The sequence below is a fragment of the Mesorhizobium sp. B2-4-19 genome (assembly GCF_006441315.1).
Classification (GTDB): domain Bacteria; phylum Pseudomonadota; class Alphaproteobacteria; order Rhizobiales; family Rhizobiaceae; genus Mesorhizobium.
On record NZ_VFUV01000006.1, the window covers coordinates 147,896 to 163,589 of the forward strand.

Genomic DNA, 15,694 nt, shown 5'->3' on the forward strand with positions numbered 1-15,694 from the left:
CCCAGGCCTCCAAGCCGCCGAGTTCGGGCAGCCAATTGTGATGGCGTCTATCTAGCGCCTGCGATTAGTCTGGATTAGATGCTATATCCGGCATGTACTTATGAGGAAAACTCATCAATGCCGCGAGACAATCTGAACGAGCTGACCGCCTTCCTCGCCGTCGCGCGCGAAAAAAGCTTCACCCGGGCGGCGGCACAGCTCGGCGTCTCGCAATCGGCGCTCAGCCACACTGTGCGCGCGCTGGAGGAGCGGCTGGGCATGCGGTTGCTGACCCGCACCACGCGCAGCGTGGCGCCCACCGAGGCCGGCGAGCGCCTGGCGCGCTCCGTCGGGCCAAGGCTCGACGAGATCGAGGCCGAGCTCGCCGCGCTCAGCGCCCTGCGTGAAAAGCCCGCCGGCACCATCCGCATCACCGCTGGCGAGCACGCCGCCGAGGCGGTGCTGTGGCCGGCGATCGCGCGGCTTATGCCGGGCTATCCCGACATCAAGGTCGAGATCATCGTCGACTACGGCCTGACCGACATCGTCGCCGAGCGCTATGACGCCGGCGTGCGGCTTGGCGAACAGGTGGCGCACGACATGATCGCGGTGCGCATCGGCCCCGACATGCGCATGGCCGTGGTCGGATCGCCCGCTTATTTCGCCCGACAGCCGAAGCCGCGCACGCCGCAGGAGCTCACCGCCCACAACTGCATTAACCTGCGCCTGCCGACCTATGGCGGGCTCTATGCCTGGGAATTCGAAAAGGCTGGGCGCGAACTGAAGGTGCGCGTCGAAGGCCAGCTGATCTTCAACACGGCGGGATTGCGCATGAATGCGGTGCTGGCTGGCCTCGGCCTTGCCTACCTGCCGGAGGATCAGGTGCGCGCGCATCTGGCCGACGGTCGGCTGGTGCGGGTGCTGGCGGACTGGTGCCCGCCCTTCCCCGGCTACCATCTCTACTACCCCAGCCGCCGCCAGGCGACGCCGGCCTTCTCGCTGCTGGTCGATGCGCTGCGCTATCGCGGCTAGAACGTCTGGACTGCGCCCACAGTCGTTCTATCTTCCTGCCGGAGCGCAATCTGACGAAACCCCGGAGCCGTCGCCGTGACAGAAACCGACCTCTATCGAGGCTATATCGACTGCCTCAACAATCAGGATTGGGCGCGGCTGCATCGCTTCGTCCATGACGAGGTGCACTACAATGGCGACCGCGTCGGCCTATCGGGTTACCGCGCCATGCTGGAGCGGGATTTCCGGGAAATTCCTGATCTCTATTTCGATGTCCAGCTGCTGATTGCCCAACCACCCTTCATAGCCAGCCGCCTGCAGTTCCACTGCACGCCGAAGGGAACCTTCTTCGGCCTGCCCATCAACGGCCGCAAAGTCTCGTTCAGCGAGAACGTCTTCTATGAATTTCTGAACGATCGGATCAGGAACGTCTGGTCGGTGATCGACAAGGCGGCCATCGAAGCGCAGCTCTGATGGCACGTCGCAGCGGACATCCGCTTGCCCGGTCATGAAGCGCGAACGATCCGTTATCCTTGCAGCCGGTGGTAAACTTGCCTACCTTGTGTAGCAGGAGATCATAGATGGCCAATGTCGAAAGAGTGACGTTGCCCTCACCCCCGAAATGGCAACCATGATGCGTGAGGTCGTCGCGGCGGGCGAATACGCTTCGGCGAGCGAAGTCATGCGTGAGGCGTTGCGCGAATGGAAATTTCGCCGGATGCAGCGCGATCAGGCTGTCGACGAATTGGGCCGGCTTTGGGATGAAGGCATGGCAAGCGGCGACGCTGTGGACGGAGGCGAAGCCTTCGCCCGAATCAAAGGCAGGCTCGATGCAAGGATTGCCGAGCGCACGCCGCGATGACTCTGCGCTTACGGCCTGAAGCCGAAGCGTATATAGAGGCCATCGCGCTCTATATCGCCGAAGACAGTCCCTCGGCCGCACTCCGTTGGTATGACGAAATCCATGCCCATTGCCGGCGCATCGCCGACATGCCCGGGAATGGGCATTGCCCGGCCGGAGGTGCGAGCGGACTTGCGCACGTTCCCAGCAGGGAACTACCTGATCCTCTATCGCCAGATCGGCGACGGCGTGGAGATTGTACGCGTCATTCATGGCGCGCGCCGGTGGCAGGAATTGTTGTAGTCGAATGGTTTGCACGGTCCTCAGCCTGAATCGTTCGTAAAAATCGATCATTCTGACCATAACAATTCGTTGGAAAGATCGTTTCAGGAATGGCATTCCTCCAGCGTACTTGTCTGGAGAATTGCGTTGTCATCCACCGCCCGCATCGCGAACGATATTCCGAAAAGCATGATTTCCACAGACCTCGCCGCAGGCCGCAAGCGGCTCGATTCGGTGTGGAACGGGGTCATCCCCGGCATCGTGCTGGTGGCGATGATCACGGCCGCCGCCTTCTCGGCGCACAATGTCTCCGGCTTCGCTTTGTTCAGCCCGATGATACTCGCCGTCGTCGCCGGCATGGTCTATTCCAACGTGCTCGGCACGCCGGCGCACGCCAAGGCCGGCATTGCCTTCTCGCAAAAGCGCCTGCTGCGCCTCGCCATCGTGCTGCTCGGCTTCCAGCTGACGCTCGGCCAGGTCGTCTCCATCGGCGCCGGCGGCGTCGGCATTGTCGCGGCGACGCTTGGCGCCACCTTCCTCTTCACCATCATGCTCGGCCGGCTGATCGGCGTCGACGCAAAGCTGGCGCAGCTGATTGCCGCCGGCACCTCGATCTGCGGCGCCTCGGCCATCGTCGCCACCAACATCGTCACCGATGCGCGCGACGAGGACGTCACCTACGCCGTCGCCTCGATCACGCTGTTCGGCACCGTCGCCATGCTCGGCTTCCCGCTGCTCGCCCCCGCGCTCGGCCTCGACCAGCACGCTTTCGGCCTGTGGGCCGGCGCCTCCATCCATGAGGTGGCGCAGGTCATCGGCGCCGGCTTCCAGAACGGCACCCAGTCCGGCGAGATCGCCACCGTCGCCAAGCTGACGCGCGTCGCCATGCTGGCGCCGATGGTCATCACACTCGGCCTGATGGCACGGCGCAAGACGAGCGGCGACCAGTCTGCCGCCCGCCCGCCCATGCCGTGGTTCGTCGCCGCCTTCGTCGCGGTAGTGGCGTTGAACAGCCTGGTCACCGTGCCGGCCGAAGTGAAGTCGGCCATGGCGCTTGCCACCACCCTCATGCTGACCATGGGGCTGGCCGCCATGGGGCTGCAGGCCGACATTTCGCAGCTGCGCTCCCGCGGCCTGCGCCCGCTGGCGCTCGCCTTCTGCGCCTTCCTGTTCATCGGCGGCTTCAGCCTGATGCTGGTGAAGTTCGCCTAGACTCCCGCGAGAATTCGGGTGCCGGCGGCCGCAGGGACGTCGGCTGGGTTGCCTGGCCGCATCTCATTCCAGTTTCCGACGCGCTCCTTCCTTGCGCCAGCACAACGACCGACCAACCGGCTCTGCTACGGTCGAAGTATGGGGAGAACCACGAAGGAGACGCCCATGCGGATCGATCCGAACATGTCCATGGACGACCTCATGCGACGATGGCCGCCAAGCATTGCCGTGCTGATCCGGCACGGGATGCACTGCGTGGGCTGCCACATCGCCCCCTTCCATTCGATTGCAGAGGCCTGCCGGGATCATCGAATCGACGAAGCCGATTTCCTGAAAGGCCTTGAACGCGCCGTCGCCGGCGGGCCGGTCAGCCGTCCCGATGCTCCGCCAGCATCACCAGGCGATGCGCGTCGGTGATGGTGACACGCTGGCGGCCGCTGACGATGATCCCGCGTTCCTCCCAGGCGCTCAGCAGCCGGCTCACCGTATGCAAGGTCGTCCCCGTCATCTCGGCGATGTCCTGGCGAGAGATCGGGAAGTCGATCTCGATGCCGGCATCGGTCTTGCGCCCCGTCTGCTTCACCAGCCGCAGCAGCGCACTGGCAACGCGTTGCTCGACCTGTTCGGTGGCCAGTTCCATGACGCGCGCCTGCGTGTCCTGCAGCCTCGCGCCGACCGTCTTGAATGTTCCCGCGGCAAGAACGGGAAACCGGGATGACAGGTCCGGCCACACGGCATTCGGCCAGACCAGAACCACGCAGTCGACCGCGGCGATCGCGGTTGCCGGATAGGTCACCCGGCCGAGTGCGGCGGCAACGCCGAATATTTCGCCCTCACTGATGTAGCGGGCGATCACCTGGCGCCCGTCGGGCGTGGTCCGCACGACGCGAATGTGTCCCGCCAACAGCACGTAGAACGAACGCGCCTCGGCCTCCTGCTCGAAAATCGCTGTTTCCTTGGCAAAGCGCACGGACCGGGCATCCCTCAGAATGCTGTCCAGCTCCGCGGGCCCCAGGCCCTCGAACAGCGAAAGCCTCGCGATGATCGACCGGTCAAGCGGCAATCCCAAACCCTCGCTGCCCACGGCTCCAGATGACGCCGGCAGCCAGTCTATATTTCGTGCGCCAGTTTGCGCCAGCGCAAATCGCCTGTCCGTGCCGTCGGCTAGAAGGCTGCAACGGTTTGAGCCGTGATGCACCCAAGAAAGGACTTACCCATGAAATTTCACCTGATCGCCGCGGCCGCCGCCCTGCTCGCCCTCGCCGGCGTCGCAAACGCCGAAGAGCACGTCGTTCAGTTGCTGACCAAGGGAGACAAGGGATCCATGGTCTTCCAGCCTGATTTCATCAAGGCGGCTCCCGGCGACACGATCAAGTTCGTGCCCGGCGACAAAACCCACAATGTCGAAACCATCAAGGGAATGCTTCCCGACGGCGCCCCGGAAATCAAGGGCAAGATGGGTGAAACCACCACCGTCACCATGACCCAGGAAGGCGTCTACGGCGTCAAGTGCAGCCCGCATTACGGAATGGGCATGGTGGCGCTGATCGTCGTCGGCAAGCCCGTGAACCTCGACGCGGCGCAGGCCGTCAAGCAGGTCGGCAAGGCCAAGACCGTGTTCCCCACGCTGTTTGCCCAGGTGACGAAGGCGAACTGATCGAGGCCGACGGCCGGGCGGACAGACAGGTCCGTCCGCGCTCGACACCGGAATTGCAAGGTCTTGGGAGTGGCGGCGGCTTCGGCACCGTCACTCCCACCGCGTTTTGGCGCCCGGCGGGGATCTCCATTCGCCCGCGATTGCCGGTTTCCCGAACAGGCGTCGTTGCCTCCCAGAAGAACCAGATCAAGGCAAACTAAATTTCAAGTTTGCGCCAGCGCAAAGAAGTCCTGGCGGAAAGGCTTATTCTCCAGGCATCGAACGGTTCAAAAAGGAGCGGGAAATGCTTACGAGACGCGAAGCACTGTTGGGGTCTGTTCTTGCGGCTGCGGCCGCCGCTACGGTCGGCTCGATGCCGGCCATAGCCAGCGCCAAGGAGGTCGCCGGCTTGCCGCGGGAAAAAGTGACATTGGTCGCGCCGCCTTTCGTCCATGCCCACGACCAGGTGGCCAAAAGCGGTCCCAAGGTCGTCGAATTCACGATGACCATCGAAGAGAAGCCGATGGTGATCGACGCCGGCGGCACCCAGCTCAACGCCATGACCTACAATGGCTCGATTCCGGGGCCCCTGATGGTCGTGCATGAGGGTGACTATGTCGAGCTCACGCTGATCAACCCCGACACCAACACGCTTGCCCACAACATCGACTTCCATGCCGCCACCGGCGGGCTCGGCGGCGGCGCGCTGACCCTGGTCAATCCCGGCGAGCAGACGACGCTGCGCTTCAAGGCTACGCGCTCGGGGACCTTCGTCTACCACTGCGCGCCTGGCGGTCCGATGATCCCGTGGCATGTCGTTTCGGGCATGAACGGAGCGATCATGGTGCTGCCGCGTGACGGGCTCAAGGACGACAAGGGCAAGCCGGTCCGCTATGACCATATCTATTACATCGGCGAAAGCGACTTCTACATTCCCCGCGACGAGCAGGGTAAATTCAAGAAGTATGACTCGGCCGGCGACAATTACGACGACACGGTGAAGGTCATGCGTGGCTTGATCCCAACCCACGTCGTGTTCAACGGCAAGGCGGGATCGCTGACCGGCGAACACGCCATGAAGGCCAAGGTCGGCGAGACTGTCCTGATCGTCCATTCGCAGGCCAATCGCGACACGCGTCCGCATCTGATTGGCGGACATGGCGACCATGTGTGGGAACAGGGCAAGTTCGCGAACCCGCCGGCAAAGGACCTCGAAACCTGGTTCATTCGCGGGGGTTCGGCCGGGGCTGCCCTCTACACATTCCTGCAGCCGGGCGTCTACGCCTACGTCAACCACAATCTGATCGAGGCGGTGGAACTCGGCGCGACCGCGCATTTCATGGTCGACGGAAGCTGGGACGACGACCTGATGATGCAGGTGGAAGCGCCAAGGGCGATTGCGTCCTGATTGCCGCCTCGGGTCCTAAGGTAGACGCGGCCTTGCGCTGTTCCTGCAGGGCCGCGAACGCGGGAAAACTGCCATGCCCCTTAATCCCATCCTGGCTCTCGGAGGTCTGGCTTGCGCGCTGTTCAGGCTGGGCGCGACGGGCGCCGTCGGCTGGCTCCCGGCGCCGGATCAGGAACTCCTGATGCGCTCCGAGCTCGTCACCCTCGCGCCCGGATCGTTCGCCCATCCGCTGCCCGGCGAATTCCTCAGGCAGAACCACCCCGTCAGTGCTCCCGTGGTCCGGGCAACGGTGGCGGAGCCTTTCGAGATCATGAAATACCAGGTAAGCGCTTCGGACTACCGGCGCTGCGTCATGGCCGGCGCCTGCAAGCCGGCCGATGGCCGCGGCAGCGGCAATGTTCCGGTCACCGGCGTGAGCCATATCGATGCCGAGGCCTATGCCGACTGGCTCTCGGCCGAGACCGGATCGGCATGGCGCCTGCCGACGGACATGGAATGGGCCTATGCGGCGGCCGAACGCTTTCGCGGTGACATCGAGGCTGGCGAGACCGACCCCAACAACCCGGCGCAGCGCTGGCTGGTCCAATATCGCACCGAGGCTTCGCTTGGGCGGCAACCGGACCCTCAGCCGAGAATCAGGGGCGGATTTGGACCCAATTCCAAGGGGGTGGCCGACATTGCCGGCAATGTCTGGGAGTGGACCTCGACCTGTTACGTCCATACGACGGAAGCCGCCGATGGCGCCGGCATTGCGAGCTCGATCGACAATTGCGGCGTACATGTCGTCGAAGGTTTCCATCGCACCTATATGTCGAACTTCATCAGGGACGGGAAAAGCGGCGGTTGCGCCGTCGGCACACCGCCCGACAATCTGGGATTCCGCCTCGTGCGCGACCGGCCCGACCTTGTGCAAGCCGCCATCCGCTGGCTGCGCCTTTCCTGATCACGACAACAACAGGGCTTCTGCAATGACACTGAAATCGTCGCTGGCGGATCACGCGCGTCCGGCCCCGGAGAAGCCGTTGCATCATGCAGGCGTCGATCGGGCTGCGATCGGCCGGCTCGTTCGCGAATTCTATGCCCGGCTGCGCAGGAACGAACGTCTCGGACCGATCTTCGCGCGCGAGATTCCCGGCGACTGGGAACCGCATCTCGAGAAGATGACCGACTTCTGGTGCTCGGTCATCCTCAAGACGGGTGACTATCATGGCCGCCCGGTGCCGGCGCACCTGAAGCTCGGGGACGTGACCGAGGCCGATTTCGATATCTGGCTGGCCATGTTCAGCCAGACGGCGGCCGAACTCTTTGGCCCGGAAATCGCCGCGGTGTTCGTCGACCGGGCCGAACGGATCGCGACGAGCCTGAAGCTGGCGATGTTCTTCCGCCTGGGCGATCGTGCCTAGAGCCACCGGTCCGGAACAGGACGGGCGCTCAGTCCTCGAACGAACTCGCGGCCGCATAGATCGCCGCGAGCGTCTCGATGCCGGCCTGGTCGGCCTTGTCGAAGCGGCCGGGCAGCGGGCTGTCGAGATCGAGCACGCCGAACACGCCTTCATCGTCCTCGAGCAGCACGACCAGTTCCGAGCGCGAATCGGCGTCGCAAGCGATATGGCCCGGGAAATCATGCACGTCCTTGATCAGCATCGAGGTGCCGAGTTGGACCGCCGTACCGCACACGCCCTTGCCGACCGCGATGCGCACGCAGGCCGGCTTGCCCTGGAAGGGTCCCAGCACCAGCTCCTCGTCCGAGGCCAGGAAATAGAAGCCGGCCCAGTTCAGGTCCGGCACCATCTGGAAGATCAGTGCCGCGGTGTTGGCGGCATTGGCGATCGAGTCGCTCTCGCCTTCGAGCAGCGCTTTCAACTGAGCGGCGAGGTCGCGATAGAAAGCGGCCTTGTCCGAGGTGTCGATGGCCTTGGCGGCGAACATGGCTTGTCTCCGAACTGAGAATCGCGGTCCGTTCCGCAAGCTCTCTGCACCAAACGACCACTCGACGATACTAGCTTGAATTCCAGTCGCTGCGAAAGTCGCAAGAAGATGCCCTGTCCGACACGCGGCAGCACGGCTTCGAACCGTGCTGCCTTGATCAAGAAGGCAAGTCCATCAGCCGGCGGGTTTGTACGCGCCGGCAGCCTTCTTGGCGGCCGCGAGCACCGCCTTCATGTCGAGTTCTTCCAGTACAACCATCTCGGTCAGCGAGCCGCTCGCTCGCACCGCAAGGGACATGCCAATCCCCGCTGACTGGTCCGGCACCTCGCCATTGACAACGACGTCATAGATGCCGCGCGTGAACATCACGCTGCTCACCTTGCCGCCAACGCTTTCAAAAAGCGCCTTGACCGCAGCCTGCCTGTCCGAGCCTTGCATCAACCCTTTGGCGGCATGAGGCGCATAGTTTGCCAAGATAATCACTTTCATGGGTATTTCCTCCAAATGTCATTGTCTCGTGCTGCTCCACAATTCGAGCGGCACGGAGTGATTTATTTTTCGGAACAATCGCAGGCGCCCTGGGACGCGTTGGCGGCCAAGAGCCCGCTGCCGGGCAATATGCGCTCAAGCTAATATAATGACAATACCGGACACACCGATACTGCCGACAGGAAGGTGCCTGGCTGGGCCACGCTCGGCCAACGGCATCGGGCTGGCGCCACTGACCCGCGATGTGATTGTGACGATGAGGTTGAACGGCCATTAGCGGCGCGGCGCAACCTTACATCGGACGCTTCGGCTCGCCTTTCTGTGGCGCGGCCGTGTCGGAATCCGATTTCTTGTGCTTGTCGGCGGCAATCCTGCGGATGCGGTCGAAGCGGCTTTCCTCGATGGTTTCGGTCGTGACGACCGCCTGTGGCTTCTGCGCGGACACGATCATGGATCGATCTCCTGGGCTAGAGGCCTGCGCGCCGGGAGAAAATACCCCGGCGGTAAGATCCGGCTCCTGGAGCCGGCGCGGATTCAGGCCAGGCTGAAAGGTGACTTCTATGAACCACCCTCCAGTTCGGCTGCATCCTTAGTAGCCGCCCATGCCGCCGCCGCCGCCCGCCGGCGCCGCATCCTTGGCCGGGATGTCGGTGATCATCGCTTCGGCGGTGATCAGAAGCGCTGCGATCGAGCCGGCGTCCTGCAGCGCGGTGCGCACCACTTTCGCCGGGTCGACGATGCCGGCCTTGATCATGTCGACATAGGTCTCGTTCTGGGCGTCAAAGCCCTGATTGTGATCCTTGCTGTCGGCGAGCTTGCCGACGACGATCGAGCCCTCGACGCCGGAATTCTCGGCGATCTGGCGGATCGGCGCTTCGAGCGCCCTAAGTACGATCGAAATGCCGGCGGTGACATCGGCATTGGCGCCGTTGAGGCCCGACAGCGCCGACCTTGCACGCAGCAAGGCGACGCCGCCGCCGGGCACGATGCCTTCCTCGACCGCCGCGCGCGTCGCGTTCAGCGCGTCGTCGATGCGGTCCTTCTTTTCCTTGACTTCCGACTCGGTGACGCCGCCGACGCGGATGACGGCAACGCCGCCCGACAGCTTGGCCAGCCGCTCCTGCAGCTTTTCCTTGTCGTAGTCGGAGGTGGTCTCCTCGATCTGGCCCTTGATCTGGGCGACGCGCGCCTGGATGGTCGCCTTGGTGCCGGCGCCGTCGATGATCGTGGTGGTGTCCTTGTCGATCAGCACGCGCTTGGCGCGGCCGAGCATCTCGATGGTGACGTTGTCGAGCTTGATGCCGAGATCCTCGGAAATCATCTGGCCTGCGGTCAGCACCGCGATGTCTTCCAGCATCGCCTTGCGGCGATCGCCGAAGCCCGGGGCCTTGACGGCAGCGACCTTGAGGCCGCCGCGCAATTTGTTGACGACCAGCGTGGCCAGAGCCTCGCCCTCGACGTCCTCGGAGATGATCAGCAGCGGCCTGCCGCTCTGCACCACCGCTTCGAGAATCGGCAGCATCGCCTGCAGATTGCCGAGCTTCTTCTCGTGGATGAGCACATAGGGCTCTTCCAGCTCGGCACGCATCTTGTCGGCATTGGTGACGAAATACGGGCTGAGATAGCCGCGGTCGAACTGCATGCCTTCGACGACATCGAGTTCGGTTTCGGCGGTCTTGGCTTCCTCGACGGTGATGACGCCGTCATTGCCGACCTTGTCCATCGCCTTGGCGATCATCTCACCGACGGTTGCATCGCCATTGGCGGCGATGGTGCCGACCTGCGCGATCTCGGCCGACGACTTGACCTTCTTGGCCTTGGCCTTGAGCTCGACGACAACGGCGGCGACCGCCTTGTCGATGCCGCGTTTGAGGTCCATAGGGTTCATGCCGGCGGCAACCAGCTTGGCGCCTTCGCGCAGGATCGAGGCGGCGAGCACCGTGGCGGTGGTGGTGCCGTCGCCGGCGAGATCATTGGTCTTCGAGGCCACTTCGCGCACCATCTGCGCGCCCATGTTCTCGAACTTGTCGGCAAGCTCGATTTCCTTGGCGACGGTGACGCCGTCCTTGCTGATGCGCGGCGCGCCATAGGCCTTGTCGATGATGACGTTACGGCCCTTGGGGCCGAGCGTGACCTTCACCGCATTGGTGAGGATCTCGACGCCCCGCAGCATGCGGTCACGCGCGTCGGTGGCGAATTTGATTTCCTTGGCAGACATTTTTTCAATCCCGTTCGAATTTGGAGTGGACGAACCCCGCGCGGAAGGCGCGGCGCTCCAGTCAGGCGGCCTTCTTGGCTTCGACGCTCTTCTCGATGACGCCCATAATGTCGGCTTCCTTCATGATCAGAAGGTCCTCGCCGTCGATCTTGACCTCGGTGCCCGACCATTTGCCGAACAGGATCAGGTCACCGGCCTTGACGTCGAGCGGCACAAGCGCGCCGTTCTCGTCGCGTGCGCCGGGGCCGACGGCGATGACTTCGCCCTCCTGCGGCTTTTCCTTGGCATTGTCGGGAATGATGATGCCGCCCTTGGATTTGGTATCGCCTTCGGCGCGCCGGATGACGACGCGGTCGTGGAGTGGCCGAAACTTCATGAAAACTTCTTTCTGGGGCCGGCTTAGGCGGCCACGCCCTTCCTATAGGCGCTTTGGCACTCGATAGATAGGAGTGCCAAAAATTATTCGCGGGCAATTAAATATTGAAAAGTATTATTTCGGCCTGCCGTTTCGTGATATCCGAAGGCGGTCAAATAATTCAAAAAATTGAATTTTGCCGGTCGAATGCCTATTTATCGGACAAGTTCATTTTCACGATTCCAGCACCAGGGAGATTTATGCGATGGCCGACGGTAATCAGACGATCATGGAAAAAGCTGAAGCCCGCTTCGTCGACAAGCAGAAGAAGACGGCGGAGCGCAACAAGGCAACCGCCGAGTACATGTCCGAGGCGCGGGCTAGGGAGATCAAGACCGCAAGGCTGCGGGAATTGCGGCTGGCCAAGGAAGAGGCGGACCGTGCCGCCGAAGCCCTGAACCCGACGCCGAAGAAGAAGCGGGCGACCAAGAAGGCCGCCGCAACGGAGGCAAAAACATGAGCCTGACCTTCCCCAACCGCAGCCGCAGCTATGACGAAGCCGGCAAGCGCATCCGCTTCGTCGGCCATGACGGCATGTTCCAGATTTCCTTCTCGGTCGCCGTCGACGCGATGAGCAAGATCCAACCGCGAACCAGCGCCGATGAAGCGGGCTACCTCGCAACGTTCGACACCGAGAGCAGCGTCATCCGCGATGTGGCGTCGAAGGCCTACGGCCGCACACGCAAGAGCATGTATGTGCTGACATCAGACGACTTCGGCTGATCAGCCGAGGTCCTCGATCATCGCCCGTATCTTCGCGGCTTTTTCGAAATGGTCGAGGCGGTGGGTCCTGATCCACCATTCCGCTGCTTCCATCAGCAGTTCGGGGTCATCATTCCTATGCCGACCATCACCTTTTGCCTGATCACGGCTGGCTGGCCAGTGAAGACATCGACAATGGCCCAGCTCTGCGGCAGATCCATGCGCAGTGTGTAGCGATTGGCCATGATCCTCAGCCCTGCAAAATGAAAAACACCGTACCCAGGACCAGCATCGTCCAGACGATCACCGACAGCTTCAGCGCCATGCCGCCGTGCTCGGCCACAACCTCCCGCAAGCGCGGCACGATGCCTACCGAAGCGGCTGGCGCCGCGACGACGGCGACGGATGGCTTGACGCCGAGTTTTCCAAAGACCGGCAGCGATGACGGTTCACGCACGAAAATGACCTCGAATGTCGGGAAGATCGGAGCGAGCAGGCTCGCGCTCCTGCCATAGCACTCTTTTCGCGAGCGCCCTGCATGCCAAATGCAGATAGGTGGTTTCAACGTCGGCCGTGTGCTTTCGTGGCGATGATCGTCAGAGGCGACAATAGCCGGAACCGGGCAAATCGGCTTCGCCAGGAGGTCGGGCACAGATTCTCGGCGGTATGATTTTTGGAGGCCTCGCCTCGGGATCGAACCGAGGCTTCAGAGATTTGCCGTCTCCAGCGTAGCCGCTCCGCCACGAGGCCATTGCAACCGAACTAACGGGGAAATGCTTGCGGAAACGTTAAGGCCCACGGCCGTTCTGTCGGTACTTTGCAAAATGTCGCTTGGCGTCGCTCTTCGGCAGACCCTGTGCCCCGAAATCCCGAAGGTGCGGGCGGTGCCATGGCGGCAGCCAGATGAGGGCGGCGCTAGAGCTCGGAAATAGGGCGAGGGAGAATTCGACCCTCGCATACTCGGACCCCTCGCCACTTTTCCCCTTGAACGATCCCCCGATCTGGCTTAGCCTCAGCTTGAGAAAAGGTTTTTCCAAACAGTTCCGATCGGGCTCGGCCATTGGCCGGGCCTTGTTCCGGCCTGTAAGAGAAAACCTTTTCCCAACTTAGGATTCTCGATGGCATCGGACGATCAGCCTGTTCCGGTTTTCCCCAAGCCCGTCACCTTGCGTGACGTGGCGGCGCGGGCCGGCGTCAGCGTTGCCACGGCCTCGAAGGCGCTCAATGACCAGGGGCGCATGACCGCCGAGACGCGCGAGCGCATCCGCGAGACGGCGCGAACTCTGGGCTTCCGGCCCAACAGCCTGGCGCAGAGCCTGCTCAGGCGCCGTTCCTTCACCGTCGGCCTGCTTACCAACGATACTTACGGCCGCTTCTCTCTGCCGCTGATGTCGGGCATTTCGGACGCGCTGGTCGACAATGGCGTCTCGGTTTTCCTGTGCAATGTCGAGGAGGATCCTCGGCTGGGCCAGTTGCATGTCGAGGCCATGCTCGACAAGCGCGTCGACGGCATCATCGCCACCGGCAAGCGCATCGACCGCCATCTGCCCGTCGATCTCGCCAATCTGCGCATCCCGGTGATTTATGCCTTCACCCAGCCCGATCCCGACGCCGTCGCCTTCGTCTCGGACGATGCCGACGGCGCGCGGCTGGCGGTCGAACATTTTTGCCGGCTCGGCCGCAGGCGCATCGCCCATGTCAGCGGGCCGGCGAGCTTTGCCGTGGTGCACGCCCGCGCCCAGGCCTATCGCGACGTGCTCGCCGAAAACGGGCTGCCGGTCACCGAGCCGCTGCTCGGCGCCTGGTCGGAAGCCTGGGGGCATGAAGCGGTGGGGCAATTGTTCGACGGCAAGAGCGAACGGCCCGACGCCGTCTTTTGCGGCAACGACCAGATCGCGCGCGGTGTCATCGATGCCTTGCGCGAGCGCGGCCTCGACGTTCCCGGCGATGTCGGCGTCATCGGTTTCGACAATTGGGAGATTGTCGCCGAAGCGACGCGCCCGCCGCTGACCTCGGTCGACATGAACCTGGTCGCCCTCGGGCGCGAGGCCGGGCTGACCCTGCTTTCCCTGGTCGGCGGTCAGCCCGCCGCGCCGGGCATTCGAAAACTGCCGTGCCGGCTGGTGGTGCGTCAGTCCTGTGGCCGCCCACCGGACGGCTGAAAACGCAGCGCCGCGTGACCGGCGCCAAGCCGCGCACCGCGGCCAACCCTTGGAGGAGGAGAACATGAGGAACGTGATTGCCAAACTGGCCCTGGCCGCTGCCGTACTGGGCGGTGGTCTCGGCACTGCCGCCGCCGACACCGCCAACATCTGGGTGCGCGCCGACGGCTCGAACTTCATGCCGCGCATCGTCGACGCCTACAACAAGGCACATAAGGACCAGATCAAGCTCGACATCATCCCCAATGCCGAGATCATCCCGAAATATGGCGCCGCCGCCGCCGGCGGCACGGCGCCCGACGCGCTGTCGCTCGACCTGATCTACACGCCCTCCTTCGCCGCCGCCGGCCAGCTGGAGGACATCACCGACTGGGCCAAGTCCCTGCCCTATTTCGCCAGCCTGTCGCCGGCGCATGTCAAGACCGGCACCTACAAGGACCACATTTACGGCCTGCCTTTCTCGGCCGACGCCTCGGTGCTGATCTGGAACAAGAAGCTGTTCAAGCAGGCCGGCCTCGACCCTGAAAAAGGCCCCACCAACTGGGCCGAAATCGCCGCCGACGCCGAGAAGGTCAACGCGCTTGGCGGCAACATCAAGGGCTTCTACTTCTCCGGCAATTGCGGCGGTTGCAACATCTTCACCTTCACCCCGCTGATCTGGGCCTCGGGCGGCGACATCCTCAGTGAAGACGGCTCCAAGGCGACGCTGGACAGCCCGCAATTGCGCGGCGCCATCGATCTCTACCGCTCGATGGTCAAGAAGGATCTGGTGCCGGCCGGCGCGCAGACCGACACCGGCGCCAACTTCTTTGCCGCCTTCGCCGCCGGCAATATCGGCATCTCGCCCTCCGGCGCCTTCGCCATCGGCGCGCTCAACACGCAATATCCCAATGTCGATTACGGCGTCACCTTCCTGCCGGGCAAGGATGGCGGCTGGTCGTCCTTTGCCGGCGGCGACAATTTCGTCGTCACCAAGGGCACCAAGAAGCTCGCCGTGGTGAAGGAGTTCCTGGATTTCGCCTATTCGCTGGAAGGCCAGACCATCCTCGCCAAATATGGCAGCCTGCCGGTGCGCGGCGACATCGCCAAGGATGCGCTGAAGGATCTCGATCCGCGCTACCAGGTTGCCGCCGAGGCCATGGCCAAGGGCAAGACGCCCTATTCGGTGGTGTTCAACGACCTGATCAACTCCGCCAACGGCCCTTGGACGCAGATGATCAACGAGGTCTTCTTCGGCGACGATGTCGATGGCGCCATCGCCAACGCGCAGGAGACCATGCAGTCGATCATCGACCAGGCGCCGCAGAAGTAGCGGCCGCCTGCCGGCCGCCCGCCTGTCTCCCTGGGCGGGCGGTCGGCGTGCTCCCTACCCTCCCCACAAGGGGGAGGTAGGGCGGCCACCTGGATGCG

Annotated in this window: 22 protein-coding genes, 1 tRNA gene and 2 pseudogenes; 15 read left to right on the forward strand and 10 right to left on the reverse strand. The window is 63.4% G+C overall.

Annotated features, from left to right (window positions below):
- Positions 1–117: 117 nt before the first annotated feature.
- From FJ546_RS13100 to FJ546_RS13125, 7 genes and pseudogenes are all read left to right on the forward strand, one after another.
- Positions 118–1,011 (forward strand): LysR family transcriptional regulator, encoded by an 894-nt coding sequence (locus tag FJ546_RS13100; RefSeq protein WP_140889712.1) that lies wholly within the window; start codon positions 118–120, stop codon positions 1,009–1,011.
- Positions 1,012–1,086: 75 nt separating this feature from the next.
- A complete protein-coding gene (locus FJ546_RS13105) occupies positions 1,087–1,464 on the forward strand; it encodes an ester cyclase (protein ID WP_140889713.1) in 378 nt (125 codons plus the stop codon).
- Positions 1,465–1,567: 103 nt separating this feature from the next.
- Complete coding sequence (locus FJ546_RS13110) at positions 1,568–1,852, forward strand: type II toxin-antitoxin system ParD family antitoxin (RefSeq protein WP_281405651.1); 285 nt, start codon at positions 1,568–1,570, stop codon at positions 1,850–1,852.
- Positions 1,849–1,922, forward strand: a pseudogene (locus tag FJ546_RS31900) (hypothetical protein); the annotation flags it as partial. The gene FJ546_RS13110 and the pseudogene FJ546_RS31900, both read left to right, overlap by 4 nt.
- Before the next feature lie 32 nt (positions 1,923–1,954).
- Positions 1,955–2,134, forward strand: a complete 180-nt coding sequence (locus FJ546_RS31905) for a type II toxin-antitoxin system RelE/ParE family toxin (RefSeq protein ID WP_281405649.1) — start codon at positions 1,955–1,957, stop codon at positions 2,132–2,134.
- Positions 2,135–2,302: 168 nt separating this feature from the next.
- On the forward strand, positions 2,303–3,325 hold the full coding sequence (locus FJ546_RS13120; protein ID WP_246686835.1) for a YeiH family protein: 1,023 nt from the start codon (positions 2,303–2,305) through the stop codon (positions 3,323–3,325).
- Positions 3,326–3,490: 165 nt separating this feature from the next.
- Positions 3,491–3,742, forward strand: coding sequence for a DUF1858 domain-containing protein (locus FJ546_RS13125; RefSeq protein WP_140889716.1), 252 nt, complete (start codon positions 3,491–3,493; stop codon positions 3,740–3,742).
- On the opposite strand, the gene FJ546_RS13130 is transcribed toward FJ546_RS13125, so the two are convergent.
- A complete protein-coding gene (locus tag FJ546_RS13130; protein ID WP_140889717.1) occupies positions 3,693–4,388 on the reverse strand; it encodes a Crp/Fnr family transcriptional regulator in 696 nt (231 codons plus the stop codon). The two genes, FJ546_RS13125 and FJ546_RS13130, sit on opposite strands and share 50 nt — an antisense overlap.
- Positions 4,389–4,541: 153 nt before the next feature.
- On the opposite strand from FJ546_RS13130, the gene FJ546_RS13135 reads away from it, so the two are divergent.
- From FJ546_RS13135 to FJ546_RS13150, 4 genes are all read left to right on the forward strand, one after another.
- A complete protein-coding gene (locus tag FJ546_RS13135) occupies positions 4,542–4,982 on the forward strand; it encodes a pseudoazurin (protein ID WP_140889718.1) in 441 nt (146 codons plus the stop codon).
- 283 nt (positions 4,983–5,265) lie between these two features.
- A complete protein-coding gene (gene nirK, locus FJ546_RS13140) occupies positions 5,266–6,369 on the forward strand; it encodes a copper-containing nitrite reductase (protein ID WP_140889719.1) in 1,104 nt (367 codons plus the stop codon).
- A 73-nt stretch (positions 6,370–6,442) separates the two neighbouring features.
- Positions 6,443–7,312: an SUMF1/EgtB/PvdO family nonheme iron enzyme gene (locus tag FJ546_RS13145; protein WP_140889720.1), complete on the forward strand. Its 870-nt coding sequence runs from the start codon at positions 6,443–6,445 to the stop codon at positions 7,310–7,312.
- Between the two features lie 25 nt (positions 7,313–7,337).
- Positions 7,338–7,772, forward strand: coding sequence for a group III truncated hemoglobin (locus FJ546_RS13150; protein ID WP_140889721.1), 435 nt, complete (start codon positions 7,338–7,340; stop codon positions 7,770–7,772).
- 28 nt (positions 7,773–7,800) lie between these two features.
- Here FJ546_RS13150 and FJ546_RS13155 read toward each other — a convergent pair whose 3' ends face one another.
- The 5 genes from FJ546_RS13155 to FJ546_RS13170 all read right to left on the reverse strand — a co-directional run bounded on the left by FJ546_RS13155 (position 7,801) and on the right by FJ546_RS13170 (position 11,381).
- Entirely contained in the window at positions 7,801–8,298 is a 498-nt protein-coding gene (locus FJ546_RS13155; protein ID WP_140889722.1) for a GAF domain-containing protein, read from the reverse strand.
- A gap of 174 nt (positions 8,299–8,472) precedes the next feature.
- On the reverse strand, positions 8,473–8,802 hold the full coding sequence (locus FJ546_RS13160) for a GYD domain-containing protein (RefSeq protein ID WP_246686836.1): 330 nt from the start codon (positions 8,800–8,802) through the stop codon (positions 8,473–8,475).
- Between the two features lie 277 nt (positions 8,803–9,079).
- The gene (locus FJ546_RS31210; RefSeq protein WP_181167918.1) at positions 9,080–9,238 is read right to left on the reverse strand and encodes a hypothetical protein; all 159 of its coding nucleotides are present in this window, start codon (positions 9,236–9,238) and stop codon (positions 9,080–9,082) included.
- A gap of 138 nt (positions 9,239–9,376) precedes the next feature.
- A complete protein-coding gene (gene groL / locus FJ546_RS13165) occupies positions 9,377–11,005 on the reverse strand; it encodes a chaperonin GroEL (RefSeq protein ID WP_140889723.1) in 1,629 nt (542 codons plus the stop codon).
- 61 nt (positions 11,006–11,066) lie between these two features.
- A complete protein-coding gene (locus FJ546_RS13170; protein ID WP_019859661.1) occupies positions 11,067–11,381 on the reverse strand; it encodes a co-chaperone GroES in 315 nt (104 codons plus the stop codon).
- A gap of 244 nt (positions 11,382–11,625) precedes the next feature.
- On the opposite strand from FJ546_RS13170, the gene FJ546_RS13175 reads away from it, so the two are divergent.
- Entirely contained in the window at positions 11,626–11,880 is a 255-nt protein-coding gene (locus FJ546_RS13175; RefSeq protein ID WP_140889724.1) for a hypothetical protein, read from the forward strand.
- Positions 11,877–12,143: a DUF1488 domain-containing protein gene (locus tag FJ546_RS13180; RefSeq protein ID WP_095774917.1), complete on the forward strand. Its 267-nt coding sequence runs from the start codon at positions 11,877–11,879 to the stop codon at positions 12,141–12,143. Before FJ546_RS13175 ends, FJ546_RS13180 begins: the two co-directional genes overlap by 4 nt.
- Here the strand turns inward: FJ546_RS13180 and FJ546_RS31585 are convergent.
- The 4 genes and pseudogenes from FJ546_RS31585 to FJ546_RS31215 all read right to left on the reverse strand — a co-directional run.
- Positions 12,144–12,263 (reverse strand): annotated as a pseudogene (locus FJ546_RS31585) (DUF6500 family protein); the annotation flags it as partial.
- Positions 12,236–12,367 carry a hypothetical protein gene (locus FJ546_RS31910; RefSeq protein ID WP_281405650.1) on the reverse strand — a complete coding sequence of 44 codons (132 nt, stop codon included), beginning with the start codon at positions 12,365–12,367 and terminating at the stop codon, positions 12,236–12,238. The pseudogene FJ546_RS31585 and the gene FJ546_RS31910, both read right to left, overlap by 28 nt.
- A 5-nt stretch (positions 12,368–12,372) precedes the next feature.
- Positions 12,373–12,579 carry a hypothetical protein gene (locus tag FJ546_RS13185; RefSeq protein WP_246686837.1) on the reverse strand — a complete coding sequence of 69 codons (207 nt, stop codon included), beginning with the start codon at positions 12,577–12,579 and terminating at the stop codon, positions 12,373–12,375.
- Positions 12,580–12,796: 217 nt separating this feature from the next.
- A tRNA-Cys gene (locus FJ546_RS31215) sits at positions 12,797–12,872 on the reverse strand.
- Between the two features lie 368 nt (positions 12,873–13,240).
- Between FJ546_RS31215 and FJ546_RS13190 the strand changes: the two genes are divergently transcribed.
- Both FJ546_RS13190 and FJ546_RS13195 read left to right on the forward strand, forming a co-directional pair.
- Positions 13,241–14,284, forward strand: a complete 1,044-nt coding sequence (locus FJ546_RS13190; RefSeq protein WP_140889725.1) for a LacI family DNA-binding transcriptional regulator — start codon at positions 13,241–13,243, stop codon at positions 14,282–14,284.
- Positions 14,285–14,348: 64 nt separating this feature from the next.
- Positions 14,349–15,596: a sugar ABC transporter substrate-binding protein gene (locus FJ546_RS13195; RefSeq protein ID WP_140889726.1), complete on the forward strand. Its 1,248-nt coding sequence runs from the start codon at positions 14,349–14,351 to the stop codon at positions 15,594–15,596.
- Positions 15,597–15,694: the final 98 nt, after the last annotated feature.

Bases quoted from the DNA above. Each gene is read 5' to 3' on its own strand.
- FJ546_RS13100 (WP_140889712.1), top strand. From the start codon at position 118: ATGCCGCGAGACAATCTGAACGAGCTGACCGCCTTCCTCGCCGTCGCG.
- FJ546_RS31905 (WP_281405649.1), top strand. From the start codon at position 1,955: ATGCCCATTGCCGGCGCATCGCCGACATGCCCGGGAATGGGCATTGCC.
- FJ546_RS13120 (WP_246686835.1), top strand. From the start codon at position 2,303: ATGATTTCCACAGACCTCGCCGCAGGCCGCAAGCGGCTCGATTCGGTG.
- FJ546_RS13125 (WP_140889716.1), top strand. From the start codon at position 3,491: ATGCGGATCGATCCGAACATGTCCATGGACGACCTCATGCGACGATGG.
- FJ546_RS13135 (WP_140889718.1), top strand. From the start codon at position 4,542: ATGAAATTTCACCTGATCGCCGCGGCCGCCGCCCTGCTCGCCCTCGCC.
- nirK (WP_140889719.1), top strand. From the start codon at position 5,266: ATGCTTACGAGACGCGAAGCACTGTTGGGGTCTGTTCTTGCGGCTGCG.
- FJ546_RS13145 (WP_140889720.1), top strand. From the start codon at position 6,443: ATGCCCCTTAATCCCATCCTGGCTCTCGGAGGTCTGGCTTGCGCGCTG.
- FJ546_RS13150 (WP_140889721.1), top strand. From the start codon at position 7,338: ATGACACTGAAATCGTCGCTGGCGGATCACGCGCGTCCGGCCCCGGAG.
- FJ546_RS13155 (WP_140889722.1), bottom strand. From the start codon at position 8,298: ATGTTCGCCGCCAAGGCCATCGACACCTCGGACAAGGCCGCTTTCTAT.
- FJ546_RS31210 (WP_181167918.1), bottom strand. From the start codon at position 9,238: ATGATCGTGTCCGCGCAGAAGCCACAGGCGGTCGTCACGACCGAAACC.
- groL (WP_140889723.1), bottom strand. From the start codon at position 11,005: ATGTCTGCCAAGGAAATCAAATTCGCCACCGACGCGCGTGACCGCATG.
- FJ546_RS13170 (WP_019859661.1), bottom strand. From the start codon at position 11,381: ATGAAGTTTCGGCCACTCCACGACCGCGTCGTCATCCGGCGCGCCGAA.
- FJ546_RS13175 (WP_140889724.1), top strand. From the start codon at position 11,626: ATGGCCGACGGTAATCAGACGATCATGGAAAAAGCTGAAGCCCGCTTC.
- FJ546_RS13180 (WP_095774917.1), top strand. From the start codon at position 11,877: ATGAGCCTGACCTTCCCCAACCGCAGCCGCAGCTATGACGAAGCCGGC.
- FJ546_RS31910 (WP_281405650.1), bottom strand. From the start codon at position 12,367: ATGGCCAATCGCTACACACTGCGCATGGATCTGCCGCAGAGCTGGGCC.
- FJ546_RS13190 (WP_140889725.1), top strand. From the start codon at position 13,241: ATGGCATCGGACGATCAGCCTGTTCCGGTTTTCCCCAAGCCCGTCACC.
- FJ546_RS13195 (WP_140889726.1), top strand. From the start codon at position 14,349: ATGAGGAACGTGATTGCCAAACTGGCCCTGGCCGCTGCCGTACTGGGC.